The organism is Rhodococcus sp. IEGM 1307, assembly GCF_030056915.1.
Classification (GTDB): Bacteria; Actinomycetota; Actinomycetes; order Mycobacteriales; family Mycobacteriaceae; genus Rhodococcus_F; species Rhodococcus_F opacus_D.
Map to the genome: position 1 here is coordinate 1 of NZ_JASHKW010000030.1, position 13,762 is coordinate 13,762.

The 13,762-nt window shown below is 61.3% G+C and carries 9 protein-coding genes and 2 pseudogenes; 3 read left to right on the forward strand and 8 right to left on the reverse strand.

Annotation, left to right across the window (positions count from 1 at the left end; translation table 11 throughout):
* Positions 1-49: 49 nt before the first annotated feature.
* From QM841_RS38600 to QM841_RS38610, 3 genes and pseudogenes are all read right to left on the reverse strand, one after another.
* Positions 50-433: pseudogene (locus QM841_RS38600) on the reverse strand (ATP-binding protein); the annotation flags it as partial.
* Positions 430-1,935: an IS21 family transposase gene (gene istA / locus QM841_RS38605; protein ID WP_283336082.1), complete on the reverse strand. Its 1,506-nt coding sequence runs from the start codon at positions 1,933-1,935 to the stop codon at positions 430-432. The pseudogene QM841_RS38600 and the gene istA, both read right to left, overlap by 4 nt.
* A 177-nt stretch (positions 1,936-2,112) precedes the next feature.
* Positions 2,113-3,564 (reverse strand): PucR family transcriptional regulator, encoded by a 1,452-nt coding sequence (locus QM841_RS38610; RefSeq protein WP_283336083.1) that lies wholly within the window; start codon positions 3,562-3,564, stop codon positions 2,113-2,115.
* A gap of 637 nt (positions 3,565-4,201) precedes the next feature.
* Here QM841_RS38610 and QM841_RS38615 point away from each other — a divergent pair.
* Positions 4,202-7,474, forward strand: a complete 3,273-nt coding sequence (locus tag QM841_RS38615) for a protein kinase domain-containing protein (RefSeq protein ID WP_283336084.1) — start codon at positions 4,202-4,204, stop codon at positions 7,472-7,474.
* 855 nt (positions 7,475-8,329) lie between these two features.
* On the forward strand, positions 8,330-9,094 hold the full coding sequence (locus QM841_RS38620; RefSeq protein WP_283336085.1) for a hypothetical protein: 765 nt from the start codon (positions 8,330-8,332) through the stop codon (positions 9,092-9,094).
* A gap of 45 nt (positions 9,095-9,139) precedes the next feature.
* On the opposite strand, the gene QM841_RS38625 is transcribed toward QM841_RS38620, so the two are convergent.
* The 4 genes and pseudogenes from QM841_RS38625 to QM841_RS38635 all read right to left on the reverse strand — a co-directional run bounded on the left by QM841_RS38625 (position 9,140) and on the right by QM841_RS38635 (position 12,083).
* The gene (locus QM841_RS38625; protein ID WP_283336086.1) at positions 9,140-9,622 is read right to left on the reverse strand and encodes a patatin-like phospholipase family protein; all 483 of its coding nucleotides are present in this window, start codon (positions 9,620-9,622) and stop codon (positions 9,140-9,142) included.
* Between the two features lie 59 nt (positions 9,623-9,681).
* Positions 9,682-10,125: pseudogene (locus QM841_RS43665) on the reverse strand (patatin-like phospholipase family protein); the annotation flags it as partial.
* A 201-nt stretch (positions 10,126-10,326) separates the two neighbouring features.
* The gene (locus QM841_RS38630) at positions 10,327-11,142 is read right to left on the reverse strand and encodes an SDR family NAD(P)-dependent oxidoreductase (RefSeq protein WP_349307455.1); all 816 of its coding nucleotides are present in this window, start codon (positions 11,140-11,142) and stop codon (positions 10,327-10,329) included.
* A 380-nt stretch (positions 11,143-11,522) separates the two neighbouring features.
* Positions 11,523-12,083 carry a hypothetical protein gene (locus QM841_RS38635; RefSeq protein WP_283336088.1) on the reverse strand — a complete coding sequence of 187 codons (561 nt, stop codon included), beginning with the start codon at positions 12,081-12,083 and terminating at the stop codon, positions 11,523-11,525.
* 17 nt (positions 12,084-12,100) lie between these two features.
* Between QM841_RS38635 and QM841_RS38640 the strand changes: the two genes are divergently transcribed.
* Complete coding sequence (locus QM841_RS38640; protein ID WP_283336089.1) at positions 12,101-12,835, forward strand: hypothetical protein; 735 nt, start codon at positions 12,101-12,103, stop codon at positions 12,833-12,835.
* Between the two features lie 136 nt (positions 12,836-12,971).
* On the opposite strand, the gene QM841_RS38645 is transcribed toward QM841_RS38640, so the two are convergent.
* The gene (locus QM841_RS38645; RefSeq protein ID WP_283336090.1) at positions 12,972-13,709 is read right to left on the reverse strand and encodes a hypothetical protein; all 738 of its coding nucleotides are present in this window, start codon (positions 13,707-13,709) and stop codon (positions 12,972-12,974) included.
* Positions 13,710-13,762: the final 53 nt, after the last annotated feature.

Genomic DNA, 13,762 nt, shown 5'->3' on the forward strand with positions numbered 1-13,762 from the left:
GTCATGACCAGCGCAAACGAAAGGCTTCTCAGCTCAAACCGACGATAACGGCTGGTCCGATGATCATCAGATTCGACTGCGCTCGAACCCATTCCAAGCTAGTCAGGTAGTCGAACACCTTGGGCTGAATCGATGACGCCGCGACGTCGAACGACTCCAACGTCTTCGTGACCGGGAACGCGGCGACCTTGAGCCGGTTCACGATGTTCGAGGCGTCCCGGGCGGCGATCTCCGCCTCGACGAGGGTTCGCAGCACCTCTTCCGGGGTCCAGCGCTGGGTCTTCGCGGTCAGGAGGACTTCGGGTGCGGTGCGACGGATCGCGGCGAGTTTGAGTCGACGCAACCCGGCATCGAGGTCCGCCGCCAGCACCGGAACCACGGGCGGTGGAGCAGGGGTGACCGGCCCTTCTGCGGTGGTCGCTGTTTCGGTCATGAGCCGGCGCTCCCGTCCGTGCGCGGGCCGATCGCATAGTCGTCGAGCGATCGGGTCGGCGCCGTCGGAAGATCCAGAATCAACGCATCCCCGGCCGGCCTGGGATGCGGAGTTCCGGCTCCGGCAGCGAGGATCGAGCGAACATCGGCCGCTCGGAAGCGTCGGAATGCCACCGCCCGGGTCAACGCCGCCACCAACGCCTCGGTGCCGTGCGCGGCGCCCAACGCCAGCAGCACCTCGAGTTCGGGTCCCAGGCGGGTGTTGCCGATCGCGGCGGCACCGACCAGGAACGCTTCGGCGCTCGCACCGAGAGCGCAGAATTGCTGCTCGACAGTCGTTCTCGGCCTAGGTGCCCGGTTCGGGGCCGGGCGGGGTCCGTCGTAGTGCTCATCGTGCACCGACGCGGTTCCCGGTGCGGTGAGGTCGTGTTCGGCGACCACCTGCCCGGTCGCCGGTTCGACGATCACCAGGGCATCGTCGGACTGAACCAGCCGCACGGAGGACCCGATCAGCCGGGTCGGGACCGAGTACCGGGCGGACGCGAACCGCACACACGAGAGCCGGTCCACTTTGCGGGTCACCGGCGCCGGCCCCATCTGCAACCGCAGAGACGGCAATGGGTGCAACAGTTCCCGCTCGTCGCGCAGTCGTTCATCAGGAATCGCGCAGATCTCAGTGTGCATCCGGGCGTTGGCCTCGGCGCACCAGGTGCGGGCGGCGACGTTCGCGGTACGGACATCGACCGTGGTGCCGACGATCGCGGCCTCGGTGAACAGCGGGACGGCCAGGTCACGCTGGGCGTAGCCGACGAGGTTCTCCACGATGCCCTTCGACTGCGGGTCGTTGGCGTGGCAGAAGTCGGGGGCGAAGCCGTAGTGGGTGGCGAAGCGGATGTAGTCCGGGGTGGGGATCACCACGTTCGCCACGACCCCACCCTTGATGCAGCCCATCCGGTCCGCCAGCACCTTCTCCGGGACGCCACCGATCGCGCCGAGCGCTTCGGCGATCAACGCCAGCGTGGTCGTGGCACGCTCGTCGGTGGCGAAGGCGGCGAACCGCCACCGCGAATACGCCAACACAGCGCAGAACAGGTGCAGGCCGCCGACGGTAGCCCAGTCAATGACCAGGTATTCGCCGGGTGTCCACACCGCGGGGCGGCGTCCGCGATGATGTTCGTTGCGCCACTGCGCTTTCGCATCCGAGACGAGGCGGCGGAAGTTGCGGTCCGACCCCTCGTATCCGGCGGTCCGTGCGATCGGGAGCAACCGTTTCGCGGAGATGCGGCCCTGGGATTTCTCCACTCGTTGGGTGACGAGTTCGGACACCGCGTCGTAGTTGCGGGCGCGTTCAGCTCGCGGTCGCGGGGTGTCACCGGCCTCGAACTGCTCGACGATTCGTTTGACGGTCTTGTGGGTGGTGCCGCAGAGCTCGGCGGCTCCCCGGTACGACCCGACTTCTCGGTAGGCGGAAATGATGTCCATACGGTCCCTCGCAGACTTCAATGGAACTCCCCGGGTGGTGCGGTGTGTGGTTGGCACCTTCACCGTCACCGCTCGGGCCACAAGTTCCTGATCGACACGACGAACACGGGGTGGGGACTTTTATCTGGCCACCAGTGGGGACCTCGACCTGGCCACCAGTGGGTACTTTCTCATGGCCACGGACATCGGACCCTCCCTTCAATCGAGTTCGGCGAGGTGGACTGCGAGTTGGGCGGCTAACCGATCCTCAGGATCGGAGAAGTCGAGCTCGAGTAGGGCCGTGATCTTATCGAGGCGGTTGAGGACGGTGTTTCGATGGACGTCGAGAACTTTCGCTGTTGCTGTCGCAGAAGAATTGTTGTCGAGGAAAGCCGTCAGTGTGCGTGCCAGTTCGCCACTTGTGTCGGCTTTATGTAAGGGGGCCATTAAATGGGTAGCGACATCGCGTAACGGTCGGTTGGAGTAGTAGCCGATGAGTAGGCGTCGGACGCTGGTAGCGTCGCTGTGCTCGACTGCAACAGTGTCTGATCGGGTCCGGGCCAGAAGGCACGCGGACTCGGCCTCTTGGATTGATGCGCGGATTCCGTCTGCACCTTCGAACGGCAAGCCAACTCCAGCGGCCAGTGAAGCGGACGGAACCTCGCTGGCCACCCACTCGAGTGCATCTCGCACGCGGCGTACGATTTTTCCACTGTCTTCGGCCATCGGCTCTACTTCAGTTGTTGTCCAGAAGACCCATCCTTCGGGCCGTTCAACGAGATCGGCGACGAGTCCGTGAAGTTTGAGTCCGTCCTCAATGACCCTGGCGGCGAGGTTGCCCCTCGCGTCGGCGCCACTGTCTCGACTGGCGATCGAGATCGCGGTATGCCATCCGGACAGACGCCAACCTAGCGCTGTGGCTCGTTCCACAGTTTGCCGAGGTGGGGCAGAGGAGTGCTCGACGACTTCAGTCAGAAGCATCGAACGTTGGCGACCTTCACGCTCGGCTGTCAGGGAACGTTGAAGCAGCTCCGTTGCGAGTGGCCATGCGGAGACCGCCAGAAGGTGCCGGGCAAGATCGATCCGGTCCTCCGTGCTCGAAGTAAGGGTGGCAATAAGCCAAAGATTGGCTGGTCCGTCACGGGATATAGCCACAGGTTCTACGACAAGTGTCGCTCCGCCTGGACCTTCCATAGAGCGGCCCGAGGGCCGGGGGCTTTGCAGATGATCCAAGATCTGAGGTGACGTAACGCCAGTTTCTGTGCTGCCACGAACGTGGCTGCCATAAGCATCGACAACGGAGACCGCGCAGGAGAGCTGGTCAGAGAGTGCGCCTAGGAGCCGTTCCGGGGAATGCCCTACGAGTGGGAGTCGACGAATGAACTCCTGCAGAGCCCGAGCAATTCCGAGTTCAGGAAAGCGCGCCATGTAGTCGAGCCGCTCCACCACGTCGCCTACTGACAGCGATTTGCCAACGACAACCGGGATGCCGAGCTTGTCAGCCAGCCGTCGGGTTGTCACTAGCGCATGCCTGGGTGCCTCGCTGATGAAAATGAGGCCAACAAGACCCACACCGGTGGCGATTCGGATCGCGGTTTCAGCGTCGAGATCCTCGATGTTCGAGTCCTCTGGCCCGAAAACCGCCACAGTGTCCGGGGCAAGGGAAGACAAGCGGGACAGCGTTGTGCAGGCACTTACCGATCTGACTCGCCGACCGAGGCCGTGCCGGCCACCCACGACTTCTGTCTCGTTGAGCACGCCACTCGCGAGTAGTTGTGCGACGGTGGGAGACGTGGGCGGTGACTCCATGGTCATAGGAGTGCCTGCCGCAGTCGCATCAACGGGATCACTGTCCCGTCGGTCAGCACGCCGTCGACGTACTGCGGAATCGGGTGTTGATCGTGGCCAGTTGGGGCCACCTGGTCCGGGCGCGATCCAGCAGTTTTTAGCGCAGCGAGCTCTTCGTCGATTCCGGTGGCGTCGGCATATGTGTGATGGTGCACGATCGAAATTGCTTCCGTGGCGGCCGGCGTGTCGTTGCCTCGGGGATTGCTGTGGCCGATGTGGTGTTGGGACCGCTCCGGAGTGGGACTATCCATAGTCCGTTTGGCGGTGCCATAGATAGCGACTGCCCTGATCGCCCCATTGCAGACACCAGTCTCCTCACGCAGTGTCCGGCAATATGGTTCTGTCATTTTTGCTGACGACAGTGGCAGTATTGGATCTCGGAACAGTTTCTGGCCTGTATGCGGACGTCGGATTGCAGCATGCGGGTGGTCATAGTTTTCAGAAGAAACGCTGGTAGTCGATGATCGATGATGATCCGGGCAACACCCGGCGCGATATGGCTATCACGGTGCCGGCGGAACTGGAAGCGGCTGGCTTCGATGACCCGCAGGAGATCGGACGGGGCGGGTTCGGAATTGTCTTCCGGTGCACTCAGCATGCTCTGGATCGAGCCGTGGCGGTAAAGGTCTCGACCGCGGTCCTCGATGAGGAGAATCGGGAGCGGTTCCTTCGGGAACAGCGGGCGATGGGTCGGCTCACTGGTCACCCCAACATAGTGACTGCTTTGCAGGTCGGCGCCACTGACAGCGGTCGCCCTTTCATCGTGATGCAGTACTACCCGGGGGACTCGATAGATGCTTGGGTTCGGCGCCACGGTCCGTTGCCGTTGGAGGAGGCGCTGCGACTGGGGGTGAAGTTAGCGGGGGCGTTGGAGACAGCACATCGGCTGCAGATCATGCATCGCGACGTTAAACCAGCAAACATCCTGATCACGGACTACGGTGAGCCGGCGCTGACGGATTTCGGCATCGCGCACATTTCCGGTGGTTTCGTCACCGCAACCGGCGTTGTGACAGGTTCCCCGGCATACACTGCCCCCGAAGTCCTCGCCGGACAGCCGCCGAGTCCCGCGGCGGATGTGTATGGACTCGGCGCAACCCTGTTCGCAGTCATCACCGGGCACGCAGCATTCGAACGCCGCAGCGGGGAACAGGTCTTCGCGCAGTTCTTGAGGATAACCACGGACCCTGCTCCGGATTTACGTGTACACGGCATCCCCGACGACGTGAGCGCGGTCGTGCAACGATCGATGTCCGGTGAACCCGAGGACCGTCCCACCGCGGCCGAGCTGGGTGAAGAACTCCGCAACGCCCAGCTGCGCCACGGATTCGCTGTTGAAGAGATGGCCGTGCGCGTGTCACTAGGAGACGAGCGTCCCAAAGCGGAGCGGTCATTCTCCGCGTCGCGTGCGCCAGCATCGCTCGGCGCTCGCAACACACCCGGAAATCTCCCCTTGGAACTGACAAGTTTCATCGGTCGTCGGAGCCAATTGGCCGAGGCGAAGCAGCTGCTGACCGCCGCCCGACTGGTGACATTGACCGGGGTCGGCGGTGTCGGCAAGACGCGCCTCGCGTTACGGGCCGCCGCGAGCGTCGAACGGGGATTCGCCGACGGTGTCTGGCTAGTCGAATTGGACAAACTGCACGACGAGTCGTTGTTGGCAGACGTCCTAGCCGCGACGTTGGGATTGCGGAACCATTCCGCTCAGCCCATGAAGGACCTGCTGCTGCGATACTTAGCCCCCCGGCAGACACTCCTGGTACTCGACAACTGCGAACAAGTCGTCGACGTCGTAGCGAAACTGGCCGAGACACTGTTACGAACGTGTCCCGAGATTCGGATCCTGGCGACGAGCCGCGAGCCGCTCGACATCGGGGGGGAAGCGGTGCTGAGAATTGCTCCACTGTCAGTCCCCGACCTCCACCGCGGGACCTCGCTGCAGGGGCTACCTCGTTACGACGCGGTGACATTGTTCGCCGAACGCGCCGCTGCGACCGTGCCTACGTTCGAACTTACCGAGGATAACCAGGAAACTGTCGCACGGATCTGTCACGGCCTCGACGGGATACCGTTGTCGATCGAATTGGCCGCCGCTCGGCTGAGGGCGATGTCGCCCGAACAGATCTTGCAACGGTTGATCGACCGGTACACGTTGTTGACCCGCGGCCACCGGGACGCGCCGACGCGGCAGCAAAGCCTGCGGTGGTGCATCGACTGGAGCTATGACCTGTGCACGGAGCAGGAGCAACAGGCATGGGCGTGGTTGTCGGTGTTCGCCGACAGCTTCGAACTCGATGCAGCGGAGGGCATCTGTGGTGGCGACGACCTGGGATCGGTAACCCTCGTTGACGTGCTGACCGGACTGGTAGACAAGTCGGTGCTGATACGGGAGGAGTCGGGCCGTGCGGTGCGCTACCGACTGCTCGAGACGCTCCGCGAGTACGGTCGGGAACGACTCCGGGAATCTGGAGAGTCGGATGAACTGCGCCGTCGACATGTCAATTGGTACATGTCGCTGTCCGCAAGGGCGTGGAGGGAGTGGATCAGCCCGCAACAGCCCGCTTGGATTGCCCGGCTCGACCGCGAGCAACCCAATCTCCGAGAGGCCATGGAATTCTGTCTGAACAACCCCGACCCCACGAATATCGGTCTGCGAATCGCGAACGCCCTGGGGTCGTTCTGGAATTGTCGGGGCATCTTCGGTGAGGGCCGACACTGGCTGGAGCGGTTGTTGGACCATCACGGTTCCCAGCCGACCGAAGAACAAGCCCTCGCGTTGCATACCGCCAGCATGCTGGCGGCATTACAAGGCGACCTCCCCTCGGCCACGGCCGCCCTCGCCGACCTGGATGCGATCACAACCAGCATCGGTGTACCCGAAATCGATCTGTTGCGAAGTTTCACCGCCGCCTTCGTGGCGCTCTACAGTGGCGACCTCACCCGCGCGATCGAGCACTTCGAGACCTCCTCTGCAGAATCCCGCACCCAGGGCGACCTGCACCGCCATCTCGCCAGTCTCGTCGGCCTGGCACTCAGTTGCGCCCTACACGACGAGCCAACGAGGGTCTCGCCGTTACATCAGCAGGTCCTCGCGCTCGCCGAGCCGTTGGGCGAATGCATCTTCCGGTCATACTCCCTTTGGGTCAACGGGCTGGTGACATGGCAACAAGGTGCTGCATCGACGGGCGCCGAGTCAGTTCGCCAGGGACTACGTCTGAACCGTCTGACCGGTGACCTCCGCGGCACGGCCTGGTGTATGCAGACCCTCGCGTGGATCGCCGCAGACATGCATCAACCCCGACGGGCTGCCGTCCTGATGGGAGCGGCGGCGACCCTGCGCGAAACGATGGGCAGCCCGACTGTCAGTTTCCCCGACATGGCTTCGTACCAACACGAAGCAGAGCGACAGGTGCGCAAATCGCTGGGTGCTCGGGTGTTCGACAGCGAGATCCGCCACGGTGCAGCAGCCACCTTCGAGGACGCCACTGCGTACGCCTTGGGCGAGCAGCCGCCCGACAAGGCCTCCGACAGCGCCGCGCCCGCGTTGACCCGGCGAGAGCAGCAGGTCGCCGACCTGGTCGCGCAGGGCATGACCAACAGAGAGATTGCCGCCAAGCTGGTGATCTCGCAACGCACCGCTCAAGGCCACGTGGAACACATCCTAGCCAAACTCGGCTTCACCTCACGCGCGCAGATCGCCGCGTGGGTCGTCGAACAGATATCACATCAATAGTCGAACAAATACGTGACGGCACCCGCACGCTCGCCAACATGCAAACAACACTCGCCCACAACAAACAACAGTTGTCCGAACTGGTCGGGGATCTTCATCCTGTTCGGCGCCGGCTACGGCGAAGCTCCGAGAACCGAACCACCGCAACAGGTACCGGCACAGCGCTCCCGGTCCGAAGCGCTTCCTGGAGGTGTGCAGTCGAGTAGTGAACGCGTGCAGTCGCCTTCTGAAACTGACAGTCGATTCGGCGGCGGGACGCCTGCCGAGCAGCCGTCGCACACTCAGGGCCGATGCTGAGGCTCGTCACCCTCGAATCCGACCGGTGTCTCACCCGTGGTCGTCTCAGTAACGGCCGTTACTGAACCACCACCTGCCGCGCAGCGTAGTTCTGCGACGACCCTCGCCCGCGCCTCCCCGTCCCCAAGCGCACACCCATCGAGCACCGGCGACCAGTCGCGATTCGCCCATCCACGCACAAACACCCCCAACCGACCAGATGGAGAGCGCATGCTTACTTATATGAGGGGAGAATCAAGGCCCACCGAGGACATCACGACGGCCGCATCCTCGGCCAGCAGGCCATTCGCACACGAGCTCTTGTCGCAGATCGAATTGTATAAAAACCTGTTCCGGCTCAAGTCTTTTAAAAAATTGAGATTATTCGCACTCCGGCGGGTCGTCGCATCAAGGTATCTAGAAATATTACCATACCAGGATCAATTGAATTCGGAATACGGAGAACGAGCAGTCTCACGAATACGACATTGCCTTTTCGTCTCTTCCAACGCTGCGTTCAGGCGTCGCTATAGGCAACAAATAGGCCTCTTGTTTTTAGCACCAGTAATGCTTCCAATTATGATTGGGGTAATAGCGGCCTCCCCCGACGCTTACGAGCGAGGGTTACTCGGAAGCTTCCTAGTTATCTTTTCAGCTGCCACTATCAGCTGGCTCGGTATCATGATTTTTTACTCTCTAATCGTTCAAATTCCGGCCATTGGTTCCTATTTTGATATCCCGCCCGATCTCGACATATTTCTCAAAACGTGGGAAATTACGACATTAACGCCGGCAGTTACGCGAAACATCCAAAGTCGTCGCAGAATCATAAAACTTCTTGAGCAGATTGCAATCAACTTCGAGTCAATATTGCCGATCGCACTCGGCTTAGATCGTAGGGACCCTCTCGACGCGTCGGTGGATCACTTCCGACGGGTCGCGGAATTCGTTCGCACGCTGAAGATTTGGGTAGCTTTTCCACAAGAGACCACTCAGGCCGACCTCCACCACGAGCTACTGTCGATCATCGGACCCATAGCTACCCATCGCTACCACTACCTTCACGCGGTCGAAAAGTTGCCAATTACGTCGGCCAGAGTTCGGTGGCAACACCATCTAATGAAAGCAATTCGGCAGATTTTCGTGGCAGTGATACCGATCGCAGCACTATTGTTCGTCACCAAGGCATTTGGTGTCTCAATACCGGCCGAAATCGGCACATACATCACTGTCGCCTGCCTACTGTGGGCAGTTATCGTGCTGCTTTCAGCTCTGGATCCAAACTACCGAGAAAACGCCAACACAGTCAAAGATCTCATCGCAAGCATTAAACCGGGAAAGTAGCATTGCAATTCTTCGCGCTATAGTAGGGTGAATTAATTGTCCGACTCAGCTTCGGTGGGTAGCCACATAGTGTTCGAAATTCCAGCCGGTGTGCTTATCAGTCCCATCTCCATCCAAGAATAGTTTCGCTGCGGCGCGACCGTTCTCGTAGAGCATGTCCTGGTTCTCCTCCGTGAGGTCGAAGTCTGTCGACTTGACCCTGCCTGTATCGACGAAGATCGTACGATCTGCCACAGAAGCGTCACCTAGATGCATTCGATCGTAAAACCCGGTCAGAGTATTCAGGATCGCCAATCCCATGGTCCGCAAGCCAGTGACAGTATTGATGGTGCCTTGCGCCGCGTCCGGCCTTGCCGACAATTTGATCCCTATCGTGGGCCAACGCGGTGTAGTGCCCGAAGGAGCATCGAAGACGTCGATGGGGAAGTTCGACAAAAGCCCGCCGTCAACGAGCCACGATTTTTCGCCAGACGCGGTGTCCCACCGGACCGGCTTGTAGAAGAACGGGATCGACATCGATGCTCGCACGGCCTCCGGACGTGCTGGGCCCCGCGATCGCGCCCGTAGTAGTTGTATTGCCAGGGCAATCGGCGCAGACAACCCTGACTAATGTCAGAGGCCATCACGACCAGGCGAAATTGCTTCTCGGGTGGGAGCGGATGATCGTCATCGTTGTAGGGAAGGTCCCCGAACGTGAGACTTCCCCGTTCCCTCAGCTGGTCAGTCAGCCATGTCTTGAGGTACTCCCCGTCGTAGATGCCCTGCTCTACGAGTAATCCCAGTGCCCGGCCGAGAGCGAATCTGTCGATGAGATCGCCATCCTTGAATCTTTGGTAGTCCACGGTCCGCATGATTTGGACCATCTCTTCTGACGGACATCCAGCGGCGACCAAAGCGCCGATGATTGCGCCGGCGGAGGTCCCCGCCACCCGCTCAAATTCGTACCCGTGTTCTTCGAGCACCTCAACCGCACCCACCAGGGCGATGCCTTTGACGCCGCCGCCCTCGAGTACAAGATCCGCCTTCGGCATCGCAGTACCTCCCGCGCAGCACTTGAATCTTTCCGACCGGTCTGTTTCATCGTGCTCTCAACGCCAGTCAAAAGTCACTGATCGTTAGCCGACAGAAGCGAGCGAGGTGGCAATCAGTGCCTCGAAATCGGTCGATACCGAGACAGTTCCGGATTCGACGGACAGAGAGATAGCTCGCCAGAGTCCACCGAGACGCACGGGTCACTCTCGATCCGATGGCGCCAGTCTGCCGCGGCTGGCGCTGACCCGGCGGTAGAACCTATCGGCTCCGAACACTGGAACGACGCGCTCGATGAGCCGTGGAGCCAATTCGCCGAACGCCAAAACACCTCGTATCGGAACGCTGTTCACGATCACCTCGGGTAGGTCCCCCTTTATCGCACTGACGACCTTGGTCGCTACCCGCTCGGTCGTGGTTCTGCCGAGCAATCGGGGTGCCGACATACCAGCATCGGTGACCCGTTGGAACATCCCGTCATCTGCCACCCAACCTGGGCACACGACCGAAAAGCCGACAGGCGAGCTCGCGTACTCGGCCCGTAGGGACTGGGTGAGCAGAACGAGCCCACCCTTCGTTGCGTTGTACGGTTCGTTGTAAGCGACACCCCGTTTCCCCGCAAGCGAGCTGACGAAGACCACGTGGCCGGCGCCGCGGCTGAGCATCGCTGGTAGAACACGGTGAGTCAGCAACATCGGGGCGGTGAGATTGAGATCGACCATTGCTGTTAGTTCGTCGGGGGCGAGCTGGACAAACGACGCGGTGTTCTCGATGCCAGCGTTGTTGACGAGCAGATCGATGGGACCGAGCACGCCCTCGGTCCGCTCGACGACGACGGCGATTTGACTGAGATCACCGAGGTCGGCGGGTACGGCGGCTGCCTCGACGCCCATCCCTCGCAACTCCTGCGCAAGCTGGTCGAGGACATCTTCGCGTCGGCCGGATACAGCAACATTTACCCCCTCCGCGGCCAGCGCCCTCGCGATAACGGTACCGATTCCGCCCGATGCTCCAGTCACCAAAGCGACCTTGCCCCGCAGACTTTTCATGGATCCAGCTTCATCCGCGGCCGATCGCGAAGTCAACGAGCACTACGTTGGACCAGCAGCTCAGAACCGTGATGATTGTCCTCGCTGCTGTGTGTCTCACGACCCGGTGTATGAGAAATGGTCGAATGAGAGACAACCCGAAACAGCGCATAACTATCCAGGGCAAACCTAACTGGTGTCCCGTTCGCCGCCCCGATTCGGGATTCCTTCACCGGACGGGGCTATCGGGACCGGTGCAGCTCAGCTCGTTCCGGACATGGGCCGGCTTTTGGGACGTGCCGGTCATCGTTCGGCTAACGGGAGGCTGCTTCGGCGATGATGGGGTCGTAACCAGGTGATTGGTGCTGAGATCACGAGGGTTCCTCCAACCGCGGCCATGTATGTCCTGCTGAATCGTCACCAGCCCAGTACGTGGTTCCCGGATCCCAGGCGGGGCGAACGAAAACCCGAGACGAGCGGCGGCGAGCCCACTCGAGGGCATCGCTGAGATCGTCGAACTGGGGGTCGTTCTGATAGACCACGTCCTCGGATTCCCCCGGACTGCGACGGCCGAGTGATCCGCTCCAGTGACCGCTGTAGTGGTGCGGGTCCGGATCGATGATCCGGGGGTTGATCGTTTCCTGCCAGGTGATGTGGACCGTTCCGCATCGGCCCATCGCCGTTGGGAGATCGTCGATGACCGCGATCAGCTTCTGTGCGGACCGTCGTAGCTCCTCGTCCACACTGGATGAGTCGACGACTTGAATCAATCGGGCCCTGAGCTCCGGGAAGTGGGCATCGGATGGACCTTGATCGAGGTTGGCCGGCACGGCGTTTCGCAGACCGGCCGCGAGCTCGGAGTGATCAGCCGATCGCAGCTGGTCCGCCAATTCGAGTGTCGGCCGTTCGAGTACGTTCCACCGTTTACCCATCTTCCGAGTATCTCCTTATGAACGGACAACGCGTTCCATCCGCGCTCGGCATGGCCGAGCCGAACGATGACCGGGACGGATCGTCCGAACGTCAAGGCCCCGACCCGTCCCGCGAGGGGATCCCCTGTTGGAACGTCGAATCGGGGGTCGCGGTAGACAATGGTCAGGTGAGCTTTGAACTGTGCAACGAGTCCTCTGCCGCGGATTGGCTAATCAAGCAGGGTCTTCCGTGGTATCGACTAGCGGGGCGAGGTCCGCTCGGATTTCCGAAGTATGCGCGGGTGAGGTTCATACCCGATCCGAGTTTCCCCGGCCAGAAGACGAACGAGGTCGAGTTCGACCAGAAGGAACTGACCGAGAAAGAGCAGGTCGGCGTCGCACTGGACCTCCTGTCGCAATACACAACTACACCGAATGAGTGCTACTTCTGCATGTGGGACGGATGGGAAGATACTGCCATCCACGTCGCGCCCAACTTCGTGATCCCTAACCGCGACTATTGGCTGTTCCGCGGCACACTCGCGGACTATGCAGACTGGAACAGCAGTGACCCTGCGCGGTGGCCGTACGGTTACTCACCTGACCCCGCATTCATTTGGCCAGCAGATCGCGCCTGGTGCGTGACCAACGATGTCGATCCGCACTTCGCAACCATCGGCGCCGACGTGGAAGCAATAGATCAGATCGTGGCCGACCAACGAATCGACGCCGTGCTCGACGACCCAGAGCAGGAGCCACCGTACTGGGGCTAGTCACGGCACCGCGGCGCTGCGCTACGGCGAGATGTTGGCAACCCGCGCTGCGTGGTTTCGGGCCCGCCACCGTTTGAGGATCGGCTTGCAGTGTTAGCGTTCGGACCGGCCGATGTTCGTGTCCGTGAGATTGCGGTCAGGAACGGTTATCCGGCCGCGGGTTGATGGTGTCGCTGTCCCACTGGACGCTCATCGTGGCGGACACTTCGAGTGCTTCCAGGTCGGAACAATTGGTGATCGCGTGGACACACTCTGTGGATGCGCCAACGTAGCTGGCCATGAGGTCGATGTCGGTTGCCACGCACCAGGCGCGGTCGTCGGGCCACCAGAGGTTCGGCGACAAAAGATTGCGGAATTGGGTTCCAGCCGCGGTGATTGAGTCGGTGAGTAGAAACATCGCCATATTGCCCGCTTGCAGTAGGCCGGCGTTCTCGCGGACGTCATCGAGCAGGGTGCTTCCTTCCCATATGGCGTACCAGCACTGGTCGGGTGTGGTCGTGAAGTTCGCAAGTACACCGATGAGAGCTTCAGCTGTCGGGCCAGTGAGCTCACCGGGAATCGGAGCTTCGTCCCATAGGCCCGGCTGACCTTTTCTGGCCGCGGGTGTAGGGAGTAGGAACTCCCATTCCATCAGTGGATGCGCGGTACGCTCGTTCGCCGCTGCGACGGCGTGCCAGGTGATGGGCTCGCGTTGCCCAGCGGAGGGACCTGTGCGCCGATGGGCAGGATGAAATATCCGTGCGTATGCATCGAATTCCGGCGGCACCACCTGACCGACGAGGCCGGCACGATGGTCTATGGCGAATCGCTTCAGGCTTTCGTCCACCCATGTGCCTGCTGATACGTCGCGTTGAAAGCTATCCGCAGTCCACATGACCAGTAGGATCCCACGATCTCCGCGCCTGGTACTGGAAAACAGATTGTGGC